Genomic DNA, 19,681 nt, shown 5'->3' with positions numbered 1-19,681 from the left:
TAACCCCCTATAAAATTTAAAAGTTTCAGAAAAGTCTCGCGAAAAAAGACCGACCTATCTCTTCTCACCCTTCTGAATAGGGTATTTTATCCTGCTTTCTCCTGAAACTTATGGAGGACAGGAGAGAAGATGTAAGACATCAGACTTATATCTCGTTGAACTAATCAATCATAATTTATCATTTCCAATCCAATAAATAAATAGAAATTTGTTTTATTTTAAAAAAAATGTTAAAAGGCTAAATTCGATGTCTTTTTATGTGCTGAAATATGATATAATGCCGCTTTTGTGATGTGATCTACTACAGTGGAACCACTGATATCAAGGGGTTTGTCACATCGTGTTCCATAAAAAAACATCTGGCCTCTGTATAAGGTCAGATGTGTCAAATTATAGATATTGCTGAATTAAATTCATATTTGTTGTACTGAGTTTATATTGGAAAACAGGGCGTCCAATTGTCCCGTATGCCATTTCAACATCAACTACTTCGATGTCCTCAAGGAATTTCAAGTATTTTCTAATAGAGACTTGAGAGATTTCTGTATGATTCGCTAGGTCTTCGGTCGTGAAAGCCTGATGACCGAATGATTGAATACTTGTCCAGATGAGTTTGAGTGTGCTTTTGGTCAGGCCTTTTGGCAGAAGGACTTTTTCCGTCTCTGCTTTTTTATGAAAGAGCTTCGCATCTAAATCATTTTGCGAGATGCTGTTCATCGTTTGGTACAAGGCGTGTTTTCGTTTATATTCTGAGAGCGCTGATTGGAAACGTTCAAATTCAAACGGCTTGATCAAATAATCAACAGCCCCGTTTCGCATCGTTTGCTGGATCACGTCGACTTCATTGGCAGCTGAAATGACAATGACATCAACCGAATGATTTTGTTTGCGAATTTCTGATAATAATGCCAGGCCATTTTGTCCAGGCATATAAATATCGAGCAGTACAAGGTGAATGGCTTCTGTTTTTAAGATGTCCAGTGCCTGCTGAAAAGAGGTGGCAATCCCTTTTAATTCAAAGCCGTCGATTTGGGTCAGGTAGCGTTTGTTCAGCTCCCCAACCATTGGGTCGTCTTCTACTATTAACACATTAATCATGTGAATCCTCCTTTTGTTTATACGGAATACGGAGACTAAAGGTCGTTCCTTCTCCTTTTTCACTCGTGACAATCAGATGACCGTTCAATTTTTTGATGCTTTGATCAACGAAGTAGAGACCGAATCCTCTGTCTTCTCCTTTAGTTGAAAAGCCTTGATCAAACATGATGTCTTGTTCTTTTTTTGTGAGACCAACACCTGTGTCTGTAATTTCAATATGAAGCTGCTCCTGAACGTATCGGAATGAGATCGAGATGTTTTTCGTCTCAGTATGAGAAACAGCATCGAGTGCGTTATTTAACAGGTTGCCAATGACGGTAATGAGATCATGCGTCACTGCCGGGTCCTCTGAATTTGGGACTTGTGTGCTGCATATGACTTCTAAGGTCGCGCCTTGTTCCCTGATATAGCTTTGTTTTCCTAGTAAAAATCCTGCTAAAACAGAGTTTTTCACATGGTTGATGATTTCATTTGTTTCCGTCTGCTGATAGATCGCAATATCTTTGATATAAGTGCCAAGGTCATCGTAGTTTTTGAGCTGAACCAATCCTAAAATGACATGAAGCTTGTTCATAAATTCATGTGACTGGGCACGGAGGGCATTTGCATACATTTTGACTCCGCTCAGCTGCTCAGCCAAGTGTTTGACTTCTGTTTTGTCACGGAAGGTGGCGATTGCTCCAACGATCTCGCCCTTTACCGTAATCGGGACTTCGTTAAATACGAGCTCCAGTCCGTTCATTCTCACGTCGCGGTCAAGCAGCGGCTTGCGTGTTGCAATGACTTGCTTTAGACCGCTTGAAGGAAGGAGCACCTGAACATCTTGTTCTCTAGGATCAACCATAATGCTCATATTATGAAAGAGCCGTTTCGCTTCAGCATTGGCGAGCTTGATTTTACCGTGCTGATCGACGGCAAGAATCCCTTCTTTTGTTGATTCTAGCATGGCGCTTCGTTCTTTTAATAATGTAGCAATCTCATCTGGCTCTAGTCCAAACATAATTTTCTTCACTTTTCTTGCCACAATGAGTGCTCCAATGATACCAGAAAGAAGACTGAGCGATATGACGAAGTAGAGTGGAAGTAAGCTTTGATGAATAATCAAGTCAATTTCCTTTAACGTAATCCCTACTGCCACAGCCCCGAGCTGCTTCCCATTTTGATCATAAACCGGAACAAAAGCACGCATGGATCTGCCAAGTGTTCCAGAAGCCGTACTAATATGCTCTTTACCCTGTAATGCTAGTTTTTCATCACCGCCAGCAAACCGCTTCCCGATCTTCTGCGGATTTGGATGGGTTTTGCGAATGCCGTTCATATCCATCACGACAACGAATTCGGTTTTGGTGATTCGCTGAACACTTGTTGTATATTGACGGAGTGCTGAATACGATCGATTTTCTTCTAATGATTTCGCTGTGATCGGAGCCTCTGCGACCATTTTGGCAGTGGAGAGGGCGATGTCACGTTCCTGCTGATGAATGTTTTTAGCTGTTTCTGACCAGATCGTAAAGAAAGTGATACAAAGGGAGATCAGGACAACGATACAAACAAAAATCGTCAGTCGTGTTTGCAGTCTTAATGTTTTTTTCACGAGTATACCCCTAACGCACGATTTTTTCGTAATAGTAATACTTTAACGGGAAAATGTAAGTTTGTGAAGGAATGTACGTGCAAAATCACAAATTTGATTTTGCTACCAGTTTACTTTGAAAGCATCTTGTCAATCCGTTTTAAGTGAGCCATAATAAATGTGAGCTTATGAGAAAGGATCTATTTATGAAAAATACATATTTGACTGGATATTTTCCGCTGATTTCGATTTTACTATTCAGCTCTGCTTTTTCGATTTTCACAGTAGGGATAATGACTGATTTCTTGACTCAAGCAGGTATTTTAAAAGGAATGCTGGAATTCTTCTCGGAACAGGGCATCCGGCTTGCTCTTTTTGCTGCTTTTGCACTTGTTTATTTTATGATTTTATCTGCCTTGAAACTGATTGCAGATACGGTGTTAGAGCTGGCGCTACTCTTTTTCGCGAAAGATCCTGAAGGAGAGAACTTAAAGAAAATTCGGATTGCATCCGTTGTTTATTTATTTGCCAGCTTGCTTGCATTTCTGCTGACGCAGCAGCTGATTTTGCTTGTCGGACTATTTGTTTTAGCAGGTCTTGTCTATTTTATCTGGGTTGTGGTCCGCATTTATCAATCGCTTTCCATGCTGAATTTAATTGGATTTATGATGTTTATTTTGCTGTTTTGGGCCACGTTTTTAATCGGCATTTTGTACTTATTTATTAAGCTTTATAACAGTGTTATGGCAAGTCTGCCTTCATAAACAGACAAAGAAAGCATCCTCCACTAACGGAGGATGCTTTTTTTTATGATAGAAACCGTTTTTGAATATCAGGTGTAGGCATCATACAAGATGTTTTTTGACCGAACCATTTGTAGCGATTTTTCGCTATCCGCTCATAAAACCAATCACGGATAGGGCGCGGAATGGCAAGGAATAAATAACTCCATCTGTAGATTCCTTTTAAATGCCGCGTGGCTTTTAAGATGCCTGTCGACTTCGTATAAAGGGTGCCTTTTTCAATATAAATGAATGAATTAAACTCATCTAAAGGCAAACCGTTTTCTTTTAAAATGCGCTGCCCTGTCTCTGATTGTAATGAAGCAAACATCATTCGCTCATTTGGATCACGCTTAATCACAAACTGAACAGCGCCGCTGCACACGTTGCAGACACCATCAAATAAAATTAAATGGGATGGATGTGTTGAATGCATTGCAATCAAACCTCCTGTTTATCTGGCGTATTGCATCGTATTTTTCCAAATACGTAAGTGCGGACTTGAGCTGTAAATAGATTCAACCGTTCCTCTATCTCTTCCAACCCATACACCCATTGTATATTGATTTGTCAGTCCAACAAACCAAATGTCTTTGTAGTCATTGGATGTTCCTGTTTTACCACCAATGTAAGGGGAACTGAAATTCGCTTTTTTCCCTGTTCCGCTTTTTACAACGGAGGCAAGCAGTTTACGCATGGTGTCATTTGTCCGCTGAGAATACACTTGCTTCGGTGACTCTTTCCACTTGTAAAGTGTCTTGCCGTTTAAGTCTGTCACCTTTGTGATCGAATGATTTTGCGTGTAAGCACCTTGGTTGCCAAAGACGGTATACGCATCTGTTATTTCTAGCGGCGAGAAGCCCTTCGTAAATCCGCCAAGTGCAGAAGGAAGGCGGTAATCATCCGCTACGATATGCTCGAATGAGAATTTCTCTAAATAGCTAAAGCCCTTTTTGACACCGACTGTATCTAGCATTCGGATCGCAGGGGTATTGTAAGAGTTTTTAAAGGCTGTTTCAAGTGTGACGGTTCCATACGTTTTATGATTATAGTTCTGCGGACAGTATCCGCTGCTACAAAACTTGCCGGCACTAATTTTGCTTGAAGCTGTTGCACCGGTTTGGTCGATGTAAGGACCATAGTCTAAAAGCGGCTTAATCGCAGAACCAGGCTGTCTTTGCGCTTGATAGGCGTAGTTGAAATCAAACTTTTTATAGTTCTTCCCGCCAGCAAGTGCGACAATTTGATGCGTTTCATGATTAATGACCGCTGATCCGCCTTCTACACCTTGGTAAGGTAGCTGCGCATTGAGCTGATAGACGGCTCGTTGCTGTAAGGAAGGATCAAGTGCCGTATAAATTTTGACCCCATCCTGAAGCAGGGCACTGACCTTTTCAGATAATTCTTTTTGAATGGCTTTTTTTGCTCCATCTGTTTTGGCCTTCTTCAAGCGTTTTGTAAAGCCTTCCTGATCTGACACAAGATCGGTAAATTCCTCATTGGCATATGTCACATAGTCAGGGTAAAGGTTTTTCTTTTCACTCAAGGACAGGCTGATTTTTTGTTTGACGGCTTTTTTGTATTGCTTTTTGGTGATGACGCCGTCTTTCTTTAAAATGCCAAGCAGTCGTTCTTGGCGTTTCTTTGTGTGTTTGAATTGCTTCAATGGGTCATACAGTGTTGGGTTGTTTGGAATCGCAGAGATAAATGCCATCTGTGCAAGCGTTAAAGAACTAAGTGGCTTATCAAAATAGTAATTAGCCGCAGAACCGACACCGTAAACACCATTACTGAAATAAATCGTATTTAAATAGCTTTCGAGTATTTCATCTTTCGAGAATTTCCGCTCTAATTCATAGGAATAGAGAAGCTCTGTAAACTTTCGGGTGAACGAACGTTCATGGCTTAAATATAAATTACGAGATAATTGCTGTGTGATCGTACTTGCGCCTTGGCTGATGCCATGGTTTTTCACATTTGAGGCAAGGGCACGAACAACTCCCATAAAGTCAATGCCTTTATGGTCATAAAAGTTACGGTCCTCTGAGCGGAGGAACAGCTCCTTCACATGATCAGGAATTTTATCATACGTGACGAACACTCGGTTTTCATCGTTTGAAACGATCTCTGAGATGAGAGAGCCATCCCGGTCATACATATAACTGTTTTGGGAAAAATCTATCTTTTCCAGCTTGATTTTTTGATCAAGCACTTCGTTCACAGGCTTCACACTTGCAGCTTCTTCCTTTGATAGATAAAAAGTCAGAACAAATAATGGAATGAGGGCAGCAAGTAATAACCAACCAATCATTGCACGAAACATGAGGTCACTCACTTTCTTCAATTTTCTAGCCATATCGTACCATTCTTTTGCGAATACGAGAAGGTTATTTTTAGAAAAGAATGGGCTTGAAGTCTAGTGAATAAGGCTTCTACACAAGAAAAAAGAGTATCTGATGCTGGATCAGACACTCCTTTCTTTTGCCTTCGACTGTGAGCGGACTGCCCATAAAAATAATGCGCCAAATAGAAAAATGCCGGCGGTGACATAAAAGACAGCTGGAATCCCGTAATGACTCGCCACAATGCCGCCAATCACCGGACCGACAACATTCCCAAGAAAACGGAAGCTGACATTGTATCCAAGCACTTCCCCTTGCATAGAGGCAGGTGCTTTGATCCGAATATACGCCGTCGTACATGGAATAATCCCGCCAAGTGCCATCCCGTATAGAAAACGGAATAGTACTAACATCGCATAGGAATCCGCCATTGCTTGCGGGATGAATAAAATAGAGGAGAGGATGAGAAGGGCAAGCAGCACCTTGTCGTGACCAATTCGATCTCCGAGATCTCCCCATTTTCGTGTAAAGAGCAGGTTGCCAAGTCCAGTTGCAGAGAACGCAAGACCTGCATAAAATGCGAGATTAACAGGACCGTGTAAATCATGAATGTATAAAGCCAAAAGTGGCTGAATGCTAAAGTTCCCTACTTGTGTAATAAACGTTAAAAGCATCGTGACGACAAGCAAGGGCTGTTTGAAAATATGAACGAGCACATCCTTCCGTGAGTAAGAAACGCGCCTCGCTTCTTTTGAACGGATGGGATGTTCTTTCACTCCGAAAATAATCACAATTGCTGACACATAAATGACAGCCGCTGTGAGGAAAAACGTATAAATAAATCCGACGCTGTCTGCCATGAATCCACCCATTAATGGACCAAACAATCCTCCGGCGACATTACTCATCTGCATCGTTCCAAGGGTTTTACCTGCAGTTGCCTTTTCCGTCTGTGCAGAGATGAGTGCCATTGAAGTCGAGATAAAACCTGTGACAAGCCCCATGAAGAGCCGCAGGGCGAATAGCTGATAAACGGTTTGCACAAGCCCCATTAATAGAATACTTGTTGCGATCCCAATCCCGTTAATGAGCAAAATCTTTTTATAGCCATGCCGATCTCCAATCCGTCCCCAAATCGGAGAAATCAGAAAGGCCGTTAAAAACGTGACGCCAAAGACATAGCCGCTCCATCTTTGGACAAATTCATTTGAATAACTGCTATCAAGAGATTCTATGTAAAGTGATAAAAAAGGGACGATCATTGTAATGCTGGCAGATACAAAAAAGTTCACAAACCACATGATGTACAAGTTTTTCTTCCTGTTTGTGATAGAGACCACCTTCTTTATTTATTTCGTGTTCCTTAATAATTATAAAGGAAACTAAACGATCTTTCATCTGATGAATAGGTTGGGCATAGTGAATCTGCATTATTTTCAAGAAAATGAAGTGATTTCAAGGTCCGTCTTAATATAATGGTATCAGAATGAAAAACTGATGAAAAAGTGAGGTGAGACTGGTGGAACAGAAGACGGTGCTTGTGGTCGATTTTGAATTTACGATGCCTGATGGAAAGTATCATCCGCAAAATTTTTTTCCTGAAATTATTGAAGCTGGGGTAGTGAAAGCGGCAAGTGAAACGATCATAGACACGTTCTCTAGCTACGTCAAACCGAAAAAGTTCCCGAAGCTGACGAAGCGCTGTAAATCGTTCCTCGGTATTACGCAGCAGGATGTAGAGAGCGGAATTTCCTTTGAGGCATTTATCGAGAAGCTTGTGTCGCTAGATGGGGGAGAGGATTGTGAGATTATTACATGGGGCAATATGGACATGAAAGTGCTGAAGCAAAACTGTATGCTCAATCACATTGCCTTTCCTTTTAAGGGGAAGCTGAGGGACCTTGCCTTTGAATATAAAACCTTTTTTGGTGATCGCACACTGACAGGGCTTCGCAAGGCGGCAAAGGAATACGGCAGTGAAGGAGCTGGTAAGCATCATAAAGCACTAGATGATGCCATGACGACTTATCAGCTGTTAACCCTTTTTGAAAAAGACAGAGCCTATGTGGAAAATCCGCAAACAACCAAAATTGGTGAGCTGATCGATTTCTCACATTTTTTTGATTCGGCTGATTAGCGGGCGTCTTCTGGAAAATAATCTTTTTCGAGAGAAGATAGGCATGCTCTTGATTTTTCCGCCCATTTGGATTCATCCGCATGGAGCGCTTGTTTTAATTTTTCTACAGCTTCTTTTAGTGATACTTGATAATCTGGTATAACGCCATCATAAGGCTTCACCATATGATGAGGGATATTCGTCTGTTCACGATAGGCCAAAGCCCGTCTTTCTTGGAAAAAAGGCACGTCTGCTTCTTTTGGGTGATGCAGGTCGCCTTGAGTGGGATGTGTCAGAACGGCTTTTACTTGAACGAGATAGGCCGATGGTTTCACTGCTGTCACTTCCCCAATGTAAACACCTGTTTTATAAAATCCTTTCACAACGTGTCCAATTTGAATGTCTGTCATGTGAAATTCCTCCATTTCCTTCTCGTAGGAAGGTATTTCATTTCTTTTAGCCAATATAGTGAAGTAAACGAGCAAAAGGGGGAATGGCGAATGTTGTCGTTCATCGCACTCTTTCTACTGTATTTTCCTGAAGATAAAAGGGAGTACATCCCAGCGGCAATCACCACTGTGATTTTCTTTATGGCTGCATTTATTTGCTTTCGTCTGATCGTTCGTGCGTCTAAGAAGCAGGAGCGGATAGATGAAAAAAAGACAAAAAAAATGGATTGATCATTTTCTTCTTGTATCTTCAGGAAACTTCACGGTAACGGTTGTACCAGACTGCAGCGAGCTTTTGAAACGAATGGTTCCATGGTGATTTTCAATGATAGAAAATGTCACGGTCAGCCCAAGTCCAGTCCCTTTATTTTTCAATGTGTAATAGGGTTCGCCAAGCTTTTTCATTTGGCTTTCTGTCATTCCTACACCGTTATCCACGAAAAAAAGGCATATTTTATGATTTTCTTTTGAAGCATAAAGCTCAATTTTCCCTTCGTGTTCTGGGGCTGCTTCAATCGCATTTTTGATTAAATTAATCATGACTTGCTTGATCTTCGTTTCATCACCTTGAATGTATAAGTCAGGTTCAATGGATTGATGAATCGTGACCGATTTGAAATTCGCATAGGATGTCATCAGTGATGCACATTCCTCGAGTAATTTAGATAGGTTGAGAGATTCAATTTGATAATAATTTTGTTTCGCAATGTCAAGATAACTCGTAATAATATCTTGCGCCCTGTCTAACTCGGACAAAACGAGATTTTTATAATCTTTATTGGTTGATGTCTCTTTTGTATTGTCACTAGAAAAGAGCAATTGGATAAAGCCTCTCACCACTGTCAGCGGATTGCGTACTTCATGGGCAACGCTTGCAGCGAGTTCACTTACAATGGTCAGCTTTTCTGATTGGACAAGCTGTGTTCTCATTTGCGCATTTTCTTTGACGAATTCAATGGAATAGATACTTAGCACGAGAAAGAATATGTAGTAAAGAGTTGAGAAAAATAACTCAAGTAACTTCTGCTGCATAATAAAGGCCGGGCTGTATTCCATTAAACTGACCGCAAATAGTCCAATGTAAATAAAGAATCCTTTGGATAAACCGATAAGCACTCCATACATCAGCTTTTTCAGCTTCGAATATTGACGCCATTTCCGGTAGAACAGAAATGGGATGAAAAAGTAAATCGGTACGACAATGAGTCCAACCCATAAAAAAGAGCCATACATCACGAATTTGACCATGGAACTTATCAAGATGGCGATGATCCCAGCTGTGTAGCCTCCATATAAAATGGCAAGTACAAGAGGGATGGATTGAAGGCCAGTCTGCAAGTCTAAAATCGAACCAACTGGATACATAATACATAGTGCTGAAGAGATGGATGCGAATACTGTGATGAGCAGTTTATTCGTTTTTGGGAAATGAGCAGGGGTCCGGCTTAGCCATAGCGCGTGATATAAAAAGATTGGAAATAGAATAAAAGATACATGGAGCAGAAAATCCTTGAACATTTCCATTTAAATGCTCTCCTCGTAAATAATAGTAATTCCTCTCATTATATCATTTCATGTACAAAGTAGATATGATAAAAGGAGGGTTTTTTTCTTTAAAAAGAACACCCGTGAGGATGTTCTTTCGATCATATAGGTCTTAATCAGATGATTGCGTAAACGCTTGATGAAGGCGTTTCAATCCTTCTTTGACTGTTGAAGTAGGACAGCCGAGATTCATCCGAATAAAGCCGTCTCCTTCGAGTCCGTACACGTGACCAAGCTCTAGGATCACTTTGCCCTTTTTTAGCAAATTGCGTTTCAATTCCGCTTGACTGAATTGATAATCCCGAATGTCTAGCCACAATAAATAAGAAGCATCTGGTTTCATATAACGCATGTTTGGAAGATGTTCGTCAATATAGTCCATTGCCATTTTCATATTGCTTTCGAGATAAAGAACAAGTGCATCAAGCCACTCGTCGCCATGGCGGTAGGCTGCTTCCATCGCAGGGATCGCAAAAGCATTCAGTTTGGCCAGTCCGTTTCTTTGCATTTCATTGTTGAAAAGGGTTCTTTTTTCTTCATCGGAAATGATAATGGCAGATGCTTGGAGGCCAGCTAAATTAAATGTTTTACTTGGTGCAATGCACGTCACTGTGATATGTGCTATGTCGTCAGAAAGACTAGCAAATGGTACATGCGGCTTTCCGTATAGCATCAAATCAGAATGAATCTCATCTGAAACGACTGTGACACCGTGCTTGATACAGAGGTCTCCAACTTGCTTTAATTCCTCTTTTGACCACGCTCTTCCGGACGGATTATGCGGATGACAGAGGAACATGAGCTTCGCTTCTGGTCTGCTTAATTTTTTCTCTAAATCATCAAAATCCATGACATAGCGGTTGTTTTCTATTTTTAAAGGATTGGTTGAGACTGTTCGTCCATTTCGTTCAATCATTTGATAAAAAGGAGTATACACAGGGGATTGTATGACGACTTCGTCACTTGGTTCTGTATAGGCTTGGACTGCAAAACTAAGTGCCGTGACAATCCCAGGTGTGAAGGTGACAGCTTCTGTCTGGATCGACCATCCATGCCTTCTTTTGAGCCATTCAGCTACTGCCTGCTGCGTATCCTGATCTTGAAAGGCATAGCCAAATACACCGTGATCCAATCGCTTTTTTAATGCATCAAGGACGACCTGCGGCGCTTTAAAATCCATATCGGCTACCCACATTGGCAGCGCATCTGTTGTTAGGAATAAAGACTCTGCTTGATCCCATTTCACTGATTTTGACCCTTTACGTATGATCTGTTCGTCGAAATTCATGAAACCCACCTCTAGCCGTTTTTCAACCATTGTTGGTTGTGCTAAAATAAACATCACAAAATTTATTATAAGCGGTGATACCGATGAAAGATAGTCAAGCTGTAGAAGAGATGATTCAACTCATTAAGGCATGGGACCCTTTTCAATATGGGGAGGACTTTTATGAAACGGAGCCTGCTGACGTCATCAGTGCATTATACGACGCAGAAGACTCTTTATCTTTAGCGAAAGACATTCAAGCCATTTATCATCACTCATTTGAGCAGCTCCTGCCTTTTGAGAGCTGTCAACATATAGCGAATCAGCTTTTCGTCATACGAGACAGCAGCTCCTGCACACGCTAAGACAGGCTGAAATGTCCGATTTGATCAGACACAAAGACCGGATTTTCCTCAGGAACGAGGTGCCCGGTTTTTTTTAATGCGTGCAAGGTCGAGTTTGGCAGATCCTTGTGCAGCCTCTCTCCTATTTGGATGGGAACGATTCGATCTTCCTCACCCCAAATGAGCAGCACGGGTGTCTCCATTTTCTTTAGGACATCCGAGGTCAAATCCCCTTCCCGGTGCCGAATCAAGCGGAAAATCCCTCGGAAAATTTGATCATCAGAAAAAGGCTTTAAATATCCATCCACCATCTCTTGATCAATGATGGAATGATCATGCACAACAGCCGTTAAATTTTTCATGATGCCTTGCTTCAAGAGCTTTCTTTTAAGATAGAGATAAAAATAAGGAATATATGTGCTGTAAACAACTGATCTCTTTGATTTATTTAAATATCCTGAGCTGCACAAAAGGACCGCCTTTTCAAATAGGTCTGGCCGTTCAGATGCGGCATATAAAGCAATTTGGCCGCCCATCGAATGACCCACAAGGATCGCATGCTGAATCTGTAAGTAACCAGCTAGCTCGATAATGATCTTTGCCATGTTGCGATAGCTGTAAATAAACGTATTCGACTTCTCGGACTGTCCAAATGGCGGCAGATCGATCGCGATTAAATTGAAGTCTTGTTTCAGAAGCGGGATGAGCTTTCGATAGCTGAAGGTAGAAGAGAAAAGACCATGAATTAAGATCAATGTTTTCTTCCCCTGATTTGGATAGTGCTCGTAATAGATGTCTAAACCGAATTTACTTTTCATATAAGCTGGCTGAACAATGTCCATACTCATCACTCCGATACTTGATACTCTCTGTTAGGTGACTGTATTGTACCCTAAAAAGTGGATTTTAAGCTATGGTTAGCATCTTTTCCCTGCTTAGCATAATGGGAAAAACGTGCTATAATGTTCAGAAGATTTTTTAAAACTAGCTTTTTACAATCTGAGGTGTGAAATCAAATGAAACTAACAGAAAAAGAAACTGAAATATTAGAGATTTTAGATGAAAACAGCCGTGCCGATTTAAATACAATTGCAAAAATGGCAGGCGTGACAACAGAAGAAGCAGAAGCGATTATTCAAAAACTTGAAGATCAAAAAGTCATTATTGATTACTCAACCATGATTGACTGGCGTAAAGTAGATGGTCATGAAGGCGTCACAGCCATGATTGATGTCAAAGTGACACCAAAAAGAGGCGTCGGATTTGATGAAATTGCTGAACGTATTTATCGCTTTCAGGAAGTGGAGTCTGTCTATCTCATGTCAGGTGTTTACGATCTATCTGTTGTGATCCGCGGAAGATCTATGTCTGATATTGCCCGCTTCGTGTCTGAAAAATTATCGACACTTGATTCCGTTGTTTCAACAACTACCCACTTTATTTTGAAGAGATATAAACATGATGGGAAAGTGTTTGAAACAGGAGACGATGACAAAAGAATCGTGGTGTCACCTTAAATGAAAAAGTCTTATTTATCTGAAACGGTACAAAGCATTCAGCCGTCAGGTATTCGGAAATTCTTTGATTTGGCAGCCACAATGGAAGGGGTCATTTCCCTTGGTGTCGGCGAGCCAGATTTCGTGACAGCTTGGAATGTCAGAGAAGCAAGTATTATGTCATTAGAACAAGGGCTTACCTCTTATACGGCGAATGCAGGGTTATTATCTTTGCGAAAAGAATTGAGCAACTATTTATATAAGCGGTTTCACATTGACTACAGTCCTGAAGAAGAACTGATTATCACAGTTGGCGGAAGCCAGGCACTTGATTTGGCCTTTCGTGCGATTTTAAACAGCGGGGATGAAGTGATCATTCCAGAGCCTTGTTTCGTAGCATATGGGGCCCTTACGACACTTGCGGGCGGAGTACCTGTTTATTTAAGTACATCGGCTGAAAAAGATTTCAAAGCAGACTCTACGGATCTTCGCACGAAGCTGACGCCTAAGACAAAAGCGATCCTGCTTTGCTCACCATCAAATCCAACTGGCTCTGTTTATTCAAAGGAAGAGCTTGAAGATATTGCTCAATTTGCAAAAGAGCATGACCTTCTCATTATCACAGATGAGATTTACGCAGAGCTGACGTACGATGAAGCTTTTACAAGCGTTGCGGCAATTCAAGATATGAAGGAAAGAACGATCCTCATTTCAGGCTTTTCAAAAGGGTTTGCTATGACTGGCTGGCGCTTAGGATATGTGGCAGCACCACCTGTACTGCGCGATGCCATGCTGAAAATACACCAATATTCTATGATGTGCGCGCCCTCAATGGCACAATATGCAGCAGAAGAAGCCTTGAAAAATGGGCTTGAAGATGTAGAGAAAATGAAGAAAAGCTACAGAAGGCGGCGAAATTTGTTTGTCGGCTCTTTGAATGAACTGGGGCTCACATGTCACCAGCCAAACGGCGCATTTTACGCTTTCCCGTCCATTAAAACGACGGGCATGACGTCAGAACAATTTGCTGAGGAGCTGCTCCTAAGTGAAAAAGTAGCCGTAGTCCCTGGTAATGTCTTCGGACCGAGTGGTGAAGGTCATATTCGTTGTTCATATGCTTCGTCTCTTGACCATCTTCAGGAATCACTTTCAAGAATCCAGCGCTTTTTGCAGGAACGACAAGTGAAAGAAGAAGCACCTGCCATCATCAAATAAAAAAAGGCATCAATCCATTAGGACTCATGCCTCTCAAATTAGGGGGGAATACTAGAAAGCATTCTTGTTTTCAGGTATTCCCCCTTTTGAACTGATCTAAACCCAATTAAAAAATATTTTGCGTAAAAGACCGTTCTGTGATATAGTTTTTAATTGCGTATAAACGAATATTAAAACATTTATTTAGGAGTTGTTATCATGGCGACAAAGTTTGAAGTAGGCAGTGTTTACACTGGTAAAGTAACAGGATTACAAGCGTATGGTGCGTTTGTTGCATTAGATGAAGAAACTCAAGGACTTGTGCATATTTCTGAAGTAACACATGGTTTCGTAAAAGACATCAACGAGCATCTTTCAATTGGTGACGAAGTTCAAGTGAAAGTTCTTTCTGTTGATGAAAAAGCTGGTAAAATCAGCCTTTCTATCCGTGCTACACAAGAAGCACCTGAAAGAAAAGAAAGCAAACCAAAGAAACAAAGACCACAGCAAGTGAAAGAAGAAGCTGCTACACCACAAGGTTTCAATACACTTAAAGATAAACTTGAAGAGTGGATTGAGCAATCTAACCGTAAAGATTTGATCAAGAAATAAAAAAAGCACCGCTTCAAACGGTGCCTTTGGCTGCCTCGTATAGGCGGCCTTTTTTATGTCTTTTTGTTTAGCGAACCTCTGGATTCGGCTCGTCACGGCGAACAGCTTCTTCGCTTGGCTTGAACAATAGACCAAGGTTAACAAGACCTGCAATTCCAACAAGACCATAAATAATACGTGATAATGCAGAGCCTTGTCCGCCAAAGATCGCTGCTACTAAGTCAAATTGAAAAAAGCCGATTAGTCCCCAGTTAATAGCACCGATAATCGTGAGCACGAGGGCAATACGCTGAATAGCACTCATCGTGATTCCTCCTTTCGCTACAGCATCAATACATTTATATTTTGCAGATTTTTAGCCAAACTATGCGTAAGAAAATGGATTAAAGCAAATTACTTTACTTTTGGAATGATTGAGGCGCATAATGTAGCGCGAGGAGGAGATCAAATGGATCGATTTACTTATTGGAACCCAACGAAATTAATATTTGGAAAGGGAGAAGTTTCAGCCCTTTCAGATGAACTCAAACACTACGGAAAAAACGTATTACTTGTATATGGTGGAGGCAGTATTAAACGAAACGGCCTTTATGACCAAGTTGTCAGCATCCTAAAAGAATCAGGAGCTGCAATCACTGAACTTGCTGGTGTTGAGCCAAACCCGCGCTTAACAACAGTAAGAAAAGGGGTTGAGCTTTGCAAAGAGAACAACGTTGACTTTATTTTGGCAGTTGGCGGCGGCAGTGTTATTGATGCAACGAAAGCGATCGCAGCCGGAGCCAAGTACGATGGAGATGCTTGGGATATCGTGACGCGTAAACATGTCCCAATGGAAGCAATTCCGTTCGGTACGGTGTTAACCCTTGCTGCAACAGGCTCTGAAATGAACTCTGGATCAGTGATCACAAACTGGGAAACAAATGAGAAATATGGCTGGGGAAGTCCAGCAGTTTTCCCTAAATTCTCTATTCTTGATCCAGTGAACACGTTCACTGTGCCAAAAAACCATACGATTTATGGCATGGTTGATATGATGTCTCACGTGTTCGAACAATATTTCCATCACACGGAAAATACACCTTACCAAGACCGGATGTGTGAAGGGCTTCTTCGTACAGTCATTGAAACAGCACCGAAGCTGATCAACGATCTAGAGAACTATGAGCTGCGTGAAACGATCTTATTCACTGGTACCATTGCGCTCAATGGTATGCTGTCAATGGGAGCACGCGGTGACTGGGCATCTCACAACATCGAGCATGCGGTATCTGCTATCTATGATATCCCTCATGCAGGCGGACTTGCGATCTTGTTCCCGAACTGGATGAAGCATGTCATTCAGGAAAACCCAGGCCGCTTTAAACAATTAGCAGTACGCGTATTTGATGTGGACCCTGCGGGCAAAACAGACGAAGAAGTAGGCTTAGAAGGAATCGACAAATTGTCAGCTTTCTGGACAAGTCTTGGCGCACCGAACCGTTTAGCGGACTATGATATCAACGATGAGAAAATTGATTTAATCGCAGATCGTGCAATGGCACGCGGTGAATTTGGTCAATTTAAAAAGCTAAACAAAGAAGATGTTCTAGCTATTTTGAATGCTTCTTTATAATCAAACAATGAAAAGATAATTGCTTTCGAGCAGTTATCTTTTTTTGAGTTCGACGTGTACATATGTTAAAGTAGTCTTTCATGTTTTTGGATATATACGCTGTAAGGAGATGTATCAACAGATGGAAAATTTTATTTATTATAATCCAACGAAATTAATGTTTGGAAAAGGACAACTAGACGGACTAAAAAGCGAACTCGCTCGTTATGGAAAACGAGTGTTACTTGTATATGGTGGAGGCAGCATTAAGAAAAATGGTCTTTATGATAATGTGATCAGCGCGTTAAATGAAGCAGAAGCTGACGTATTTGAGCTGTCAGGTGTTGAACCAAACCCGCGCCTCACCACAGTGAAAAAAGGAATCGACATCTGCCAAAATGAAAAAATTGATTTCCTATTAGCTGTTGGCGGCGGCAGTGTGATCGACTGTACAAAAGCGATTGCAGCCGGAGCGGAATATGACGGAGATGTGTGGGACATTATCTCAAAGAAAACAACCGCTCAAAAAGCATTGCCGTTTGGCACAGTGCTCACACTTGCGGCAACTGGTTCAGAAATGAATCCAGACTCTGTCATCACAAACTGGGAAACAAATGAAAAATATGTGTGGGGCAGTTCAGTCACTCATCCTGCTTTTTCAATTTTAGACCCTGAGCATACTTATTCAGTGCCAGAAAACCAGACGGTGTACGGCATGGTCGATATGATGAGCCACGTCTTCGAGCAATACTTCCATAATGTGAAAAACACGCCTTTACAGGATCGAATGTGTTTTGCTGTTCTTCAAACAGTCATTGAGACAGCACCAAAACTGCTTGAAGACTTACAAAACTATGAGCACCGTGAAACGATCCTTTACGCAGGAACGATCGCTTTAAATGGAACGCTGCAAATGGGTTACTTTGGCGACTGGGCGTCCCATACGATTGAGCATGCAGTATCGGCTGTCTATGACATTCCGCATGCAGGCGGACTTGCGATCCTCTTCCCAAATTGGATGCGTCATACACTCGATCACAATGTGGATCGCTTTAAAAATCTCATGCTAAACATGTTTGACATCGAGACAGAGGGAAAATCTGATCGTGATATCGCATTAGAAGGAATCGACAAGTTGTCAGCCTTCTGGACAAGCCTCGGTGCACCAAGCCGTCTAGCAGATTATGACATTGGTGAAGATCAGCTGGACAAAATTGCCGACATTGCGGCGAAAGAAATGGAATACGGTGGTTTTGGTAACTTTATGAAACTTGATCGTGATGACATTCTTTCTATTTTGAAAGCTTCTTTATAATCCTTCGTGCCGTTTCTCTCTATGAGAAACGGCTTTTTGCTATGGGAGTGACGATCACTTGATTTCAATAGCTAGTTCCGCTAAAGTGAAAGGGATAGAACTAACGTAATGGAGGGCTTACAAGCGATGACACATATTCAATTTGACTACTCAAAAGCGTTACCTTTCTTTCAAGAGCATGAGCTTACATATTTAAAAGATTTTGTGAAGGTGGCCCATCATAATATTCATGAACAAACGGGTACAGGCAGTGATTATTTAGGCTGGGTTGACTTGCCGAAGCAATATGATCGCGAAGAATTTGCCCGCATTAAAAAAAGTGCAGATAAAATTAAGTCAGACTCTGATGTCTTACTTGTTGTCGGAATCGGCGGTTCATATCTCGGCGCACGTGCGGCGATTGAATTTTTGAACCACTCTTTCTATAACACGCTGCCAAAAGGCAAACGCAAGACGCCGCAAATCATCTTTATTGGAAACAACATTAGTTCTTCTTATCTAACTGATGTAATGGATCTATTGGAAGATGCAGATTTCTCTCTTAACGTCATTTCAAAATCTGGTACAACAACAGAGCCAGCGATTGCGTTCCGTATCTTTAAAAAGCTCCTCATTGAAAAATACGGTGCTGAAGAAGCGAAAAAACGTATTTATGCAACAACGGACAAGGCACGCGGTGCATTGAAAACATTAGCAACAGAAGAAGGCTACGAATCATTTATCATCCCTGATGATGTAGGTGGACGTTATTCAGTCTTAACAGCAGTGGGTCTATTGCCAATCGCTGTGAGCGGTGCAGACATTGATCAGATGATGGAAGGTGCGGCAAAAGCAAGCGAAGACTTCGCTTCATCTGAGCTTTCTGAGAATGCGGCATACCAATATGCTGTCGTCCGTAATGTCCTTTACAATAAAGGCAAAACGATTGAAATGCTGATTAACTATGAGCCAGGATTGCAATACTTTGCAGAATGGTGGAAACAATTATTCGGTGAAAGTGAAGGGAAAGATGAAAAAGGAATCTACCCTTCATCTGCGAACTTCTCAACAGATCTTCATTCACTTGGTCAATATGTTCAAGAAGGAAGAAGAGACTTGTTTGAAACAATCGTTAATGTAGACAAGCCTCGTCATGAGCTTGTCATCGAAGCAGAAGAACAAGACCTTGATGGCTTGAACTATCTAGCAGGAAAAACGGTTGATTTCGTTAATAAAAAAGCATTTGAAGGAACGATGCTTGCTCATACAGATGGAAAAGTACCGAATTTGATCGTCACAATTCCTGAGATGGATGCTTATACATTCGGATACCTCGTTTACTTCTTTGAGAAAGCATGCGCGATGTCTGGATATCTACTAGGCGTCAATCCATTTGACCAGCCTGGCGTAGAAGCTTATAAAGTGAATATGTTTGCTTTATTAGGAAAACCAGGCTTCGAAGAGAAAAAAGCCGAGCTTGAAAGCCGCCTGAATCAATCGTAAGAATGAAAAGCACACCTTTCAGCGTGATAGAAAACCTTTGAAGTCTAGGAAGGGCGAGCACTGGCGCGGAGCGAATTTAACATTCGTGAGCACCAAGCGCGCAGACCTGACAACGAATGCAAGGGTTTGTCTACACGCTGAGCACACCTTTGAAGGGTGTGCCTTTTTTATTTTCGCACGGTTCCTGTGCAAGCCTCCTTACGCTCTGTACATAGAATAATGAGTAGAGGAGGGTGAAACATGAGAACGAATCATATTTACATTCACGATATTTCTGGCCAGGCAATCGTCAACTTTGGCAATGTCGGACGCATTTGTCCTATGAGTGCTACGAAGGAAACATCAGGGTCCGGCAGTGCGAACGAGACGAATCAATCATCCAATCAAAGCTTATTTGATGCCACTTTTTCAAACAATGTACAAATCACGAGAGATAGATGTATGAATTCCTCTCTTTAACGAAACCTATTAGACA

21 protein-coding genes are annotated in these 19,681 nt (G+C 41.5%); 11 read left to right on the top strand and 10 right to left on the bottom strand.

Features of this window, described 5'->3' with window-relative positions; genetic code table 11:
- Window positions 1-390: 390 nt before the first annotated feature.
- Entirely contained in the window at window positions 391-1,098 is a 708-nt protein-coding gene (locus NSQ36_RS14780) for a response regulator (protein WP_003213073.1), read from the bottom strand.
- Window positions 1,091-2,692 (bottom strand): malate sensor histidine kinase MalK, encoded by a 1,602-nt coding sequence (gene malK, locus NSQ36_RS14775; protein ID WP_251191376.1) that lies wholly within the window; start codon window positions 2,690-2,692, stop codon window positions 1,091-1,093. Before malK ends, NSQ36_RS14780 begins: the two co-directional genes overlap by 8 nt.
- 185 nt (window positions 2,693-2,877) lie before the next feature.
- On the opposite strand from malK, the gene NSQ36_RS14770 reads away from it, so the two are divergent.
- Complete coding sequence (locus tag NSQ36_RS14770) at window positions 2,878-3,435, top strand: YufK family protein (RefSeq protein ID WP_003212871.1); 558 nt, start codon at window positions 2,878-2,880, stop codon at window positions 3,433-3,435.
- A 43-nt stretch (window positions 3,436-3,478) separates the two neighbouring features.
- On the opposite strand, the gene NSQ36_RS14765 is transcribed toward NSQ36_RS14770, so the two are convergent.
- From NSQ36_RS14765 to NSQ36_RS14755, 3 genes are all read right to left on the bottom strand, one after another.
- Entirely contained in the window at window positions 3,479-3,889 is a 411-nt protein-coding gene (locus tag NSQ36_RS14765) for a thiol-disulfide oxidoreductase DCC family protein (RefSeq protein WP_003213597.1), read from the bottom strand.
- A gap of 18 nt (window positions 3,890-3,907) precedes the next feature.
- On the bottom strand, window positions 3,908-5,809 hold the full coding sequence (locus tag NSQ36_RS14760; protein WP_339205990.1) for a transglycosylase domain-containing protein: 1,902 nt from the start codon (window positions 5,807-5,809) through the stop codon (window positions 3,908-3,910).
- Between the two features lie 108 nt (window positions 5,810-5,917).
- Window positions 5,918-7,096, bottom strand: a complete 1,179-nt coding sequence (locus tag NSQ36_RS14755) for an MFS transporter (RefSeq protein WP_249118190.1) — start codon at window positions 7,094-7,096, stop codon at window positions 5,918-5,920.
- Between the two features lie 218 nt (window positions 7,097-7,314).
- On the opposite strand from NSQ36_RS14755, the gene kapD reads away from it, so the two are divergent.
- Complete coding sequence (gene kapD / locus NSQ36_RS14750) at window positions 7,315-7,932, top strand: 3'-5' exonuclease KapD (RefSeq protein WP_003213730.1); 618 nt, start codon at window positions 7,315-7,317, stop codon at window positions 7,930-7,932.
- Here the strand turns inward: kapD and NSQ36_RS14745 are convergent.
- Window positions 7,929-8,321 (bottom strand): kinase-associated lipoprotein B, encoded by a 393-nt coding sequence (locus tag NSQ36_RS14745; protein WP_284907292.1) that lies wholly within the window; start codon window positions 8,319-8,321, stop codon window positions 7,929-7,931. The genes kapD and NSQ36_RS14745 overlap by 4 nt on opposite strands.
- Window positions 8,322-8,411: 90 nt before the next feature.
- Between NSQ36_RS14745 and NSQ36_RS14740 the strand changes: the two genes are divergently transcribed.
- The gene (locus NSQ36_RS14740) at window positions 8,412-8,591 is read left to right on the top strand and encodes a hypothetical protein (RefSeq protein ID WP_003213469.1); all 180 of its coding nucleotides are present in this window, start codon (window positions 8,412-8,414) and stop codon (window positions 8,589-8,591) included.
- On the opposite strand, the gene NSQ36_RS14735 is transcribed toward NSQ36_RS14740, so the two are convergent.
- Both NSQ36_RS14735 and NSQ36_RS14730 read right to left on the bottom strand, forming a co-directional pair.
- On the bottom strand, window positions 8,592-9,884 hold the full coding sequence (locus NSQ36_RS14735) for an ATP-binding protein (protein WP_335355745.1): 1,293 nt from the start codon (window positions 9,882-9,884) through the stop codon (window positions 8,592-8,594).
- Window positions 9,885-10,017: 133 nt separating this feature from the next.
- Window positions 10,018-11,193 carry a MalY/PatB family protein gene (locus NSQ36_RS14730; RefSeq protein WP_335355744.1) on the bottom strand — a complete coding sequence of 392 codons (1,176 nt, stop codon included), beginning with the start codon at window positions 11,191-11,193 and terminating at the stop codon, window positions 10,018-10,020.
- Between the two features lie 83 nt (window positions 11,194-11,276).
- On the opposite strand from NSQ36_RS14730, the gene NSQ36_RS14725 reads away from it, so the two are divergent.
- Entirely contained in the window at window positions 11,277-11,537 is a 261-nt protein-coding gene (locus NSQ36_RS14725) for a YugE family protein (protein WP_003213422.1), read from the top strand.
- Here NSQ36_RS14725 and NSQ36_RS14720 read toward each other — a convergent pair.
- On the bottom strand, window positions 11,534-12,358 hold the full coding sequence (locus NSQ36_RS14720; RefSeq protein ID WP_050944033.1) for an alpha/beta hydrolase: 825 nt from the start codon (window positions 12,356-12,358) through the stop codon (window positions 11,534-11,536). The genes NSQ36_RS14725 and NSQ36_RS14720 overlap by 4 nt on opposite strands.
- A gap of 174 nt (window positions 12,359-12,532) precedes the next feature.
- Here NSQ36_RS14720 and NSQ36_RS14715 point away from each other — a divergent pair, with 174 nt between their 5' ends.
- The 3 genes from NSQ36_RS14715 to yugI all read left to right on the top strand — a co-directional run bounded on the left by NSQ36_RS14715 (window position 12,533) and on the right by yugI (window position 14,818).
- Complete coding sequence (locus NSQ36_RS14715; protein ID WP_003213765.1) at window positions 12,533-13,033, top strand: Lrp/AsnC family transcriptional regulator; 501 nt, start codon at window positions 12,533-12,535, stop codon at window positions 13,031-13,033.
- A complete protein-coding gene (locus NSQ36_RS14710; protein ID WP_003213272.1) occupies window positions 13,034-14,227 on the top strand; it encodes an aminotransferase in 1,194 nt (397 codons plus the stop codon).
- A gap of 198 nt (window positions 14,228-14,425) precedes the next feature.
- Window positions 14,426-14,818: a S1 domain-containing post-transcriptional regulator GSP13 gene (gene yugI, locus NSQ36_RS14705; protein ID WP_003213420.1), complete on the top strand. Its 393-nt coding sequence runs from the start codon at window positions 14,426-14,428 to the stop codon at window positions 14,816-14,818.
- A gap of 67 nt (window positions 14,819-14,885) precedes the next feature.
- Here yugI and NSQ36_RS14700 read toward each other — a convergent pair whose 3' ends face one another.
- The gene (locus NSQ36_RS14700) at window positions 14,886-15,122 is read right to left on the bottom strand and encodes a DUF378 domain-containing protein (RefSeq protein ID WP_003212952.1); all 237 of its coding nucleotides are present in this window, start codon (window positions 15,120-15,122) and stop codon (window positions 14,886-14,888) included.
- A 144-nt stretch (window positions 15,123-15,266) separates the two neighbouring features.
- On the opposite strand from NSQ36_RS14700, the gene NSQ36_RS14695 reads away from it, so the two are divergent.
- From NSQ36_RS14695 to NSQ36_RS14680, 4 genes are all read left to right on the top strand, one after another.
- Entirely contained in the window at window positions 15,267-16,430 is a 1,164-nt protein-coding gene (locus NSQ36_RS14695) for an iron-containing alcohol dehydrogenase (protein ID WP_050944032.1), read from the top strand.
- Between the two features lie 121 nt (window positions 16,431-16,551).
- Window positions 16,552-17,724, top strand: coding sequence for an iron-containing alcohol dehydrogenase (locus NSQ36_RS14690; RefSeq protein WP_050944031.1), 1,173 nt, complete (start codon window positions 16,552-16,554; stop codon window positions 17,722-17,724).
- Window positions 17,725-17,850: 126 nt separating this feature from the next.
- Complete coding sequence (locus tag NSQ36_RS14685; RefSeq protein ID WP_339205987.1) at window positions 17,851-19,206, top strand: glucose-6-phosphate isomerase; 1,356 nt, start codon at window positions 17,851-17,853, stop codon at window positions 19,204-19,206.
- Between the two features lie 240 nt (window positions 19,207-19,446).
- A complete protein-coding gene (locus NSQ36_RS14680) occupies window positions 19,447-19,665 on the top strand; it encodes a spore germination protein (RefSeq protein ID WP_003213169.1) in 219 nt (72 codons plus the stop codon).
- The last annotated feature ends 16 nt before the right edge of the window (window positions 19,666-19,681 follow it).

Source organism: Bacillus sp. FSL W8-1143 (assembly GCF_037965155.1).
Lineage (GTDB): Bacteria > Bacillota > Bacilli > Bacillales > Bacillaceae > Bacillus > Bacillus pumilus.
This window is presented reverse-complemented; position numbering and strand designations above follow the sequence as displayed.

Bases quoted from the DNA above. Each gene is read 5' to 3' on its own strand.
- NSQ36_RS14690 (WP_050944031.1), top strand. From the start codon at position 16,552: ATGGAAAATTTTATTTATTATAATCCAACGAAATTAATGTTTGGAAAA.
- NSQ36_RS14740 (WP_003213469.1), top strand. From the start codon at position 8,412: ATGTTGTCGTTCATCGCACTCTTTCTACTGTATTTTCCTGAAGATAAA.
- NSQ36_RS14680 (WP_003213169.1), top strand. From the start codon at position 19,447: ATGAGAACGAATCATATTTACATTCACGATATTTCTGGCCAGGCAATC.
- NSQ36_RS14760 (WP_339205990.1), bottom strand. From the start codon at position 5,809: ATGGCTAGAAAATTGAAGAAAGTGAGTGACCTCATGTTTCGTGCAATG.
- NSQ36_RS14700 (WP_003212952.1), bottom strand. From the start codon at position 15,122: ATGAGTGCTATTCAGCGTATTGCCCTCGTGCTCACGATTATCGGTGCT.
- NSQ36_RS14735 (WP_335355745.1), bottom strand. From the start codon at position 9,884: ATGGAAATGTTCAAGGATTTTCTGCTCCATGTATCTTTTATTCTATTT.
- NSQ36_RS14710 (WP_003213272.1), top strand. From the start codon at position 13,034: ATGAAAAAGTCTTATTTATCTGAAACGGTACAAAGCATTCAGCCGTCA.
- NSQ36_RS14730 (WP_335355744.1), bottom strand. From the start codon at position 11,193: ATGAATTTCGACGAACAGATCATACGTAAAGGGTCAAAATCAGTGAAA.
- NSQ36_RS14745 (WP_284907292.1), bottom strand. From the start codon at position 8,321: ATGACAGACATTCAAATTGGACACGTTGTGAAAGGATTTTATAAAACA.
- NSQ36_RS14780 (WP_003213073.1), bottom strand. From the start codon at position 1,098: ATGATTAATGTGTTAATAGTAGAAGACGACCCAATGGTTGGGGAGCTG.
- NSQ36_RS14725 (WP_003213422.1), top strand. From the start codon at position 11,277: ATGAAAGATAGTCAAGCTGTAGAAGAGATGATTCAACTCATTAAGGCA.
- NSQ36_RS14765 (WP_003213597.1), bottom strand. From the start codon at position 3,889: ATGCATTCAACACATCCATCCCATTTAATTTTATTTGATGGTGTCTGC.
- NSQ36_RS14695 (WP_050944032.1), top strand. From the start codon at position 15,267: ATGGATCGATTTACTTATTGGAACCCAACGAAATTAATATTTGGAAAG.
- NSQ36_RS14720 (WP_050944033.1), bottom strand. From the start codon at position 12,358: ATGGACATTGTTCAGCCAGCTTATATGAAAAGTAAATTCGGTTTAGAC.
- NSQ36_RS14755 (WP_249118190.1), bottom strand. From the start codon at position 7,096: ATGTGGTTTGTGAACTTTTTTGTATCTGCCAGCATTACAATGATCGTC.
- NSQ36_RS14715 (WP_003213765.1), top strand. From the start codon at position 12,533: ATGAAACTAACAGAAAAAGAAACTGAAATATTAGAGATTTTAGATGAA.
- NSQ36_RS14770 (WP_003212871.1), top strand. From the start codon at position 2,878: ATGAAAAATACATATTTGACTGGATATTTTCCGCTGATTTCGATTTTA.
- NSQ36_RS14685 (WP_339205987.1), top strand. From the start codon at position 17,851: ATGACACATATTCAATTTGACTACTCAAAAGCGTTACCTTTCTTTCAA.
- yugI (WP_003213420.1), top strand. From the start codon at position 14,426: ATGGCGACAAAGTTTGAAGTAGGCAGTGTTTACACTGGTAAAGTAACA.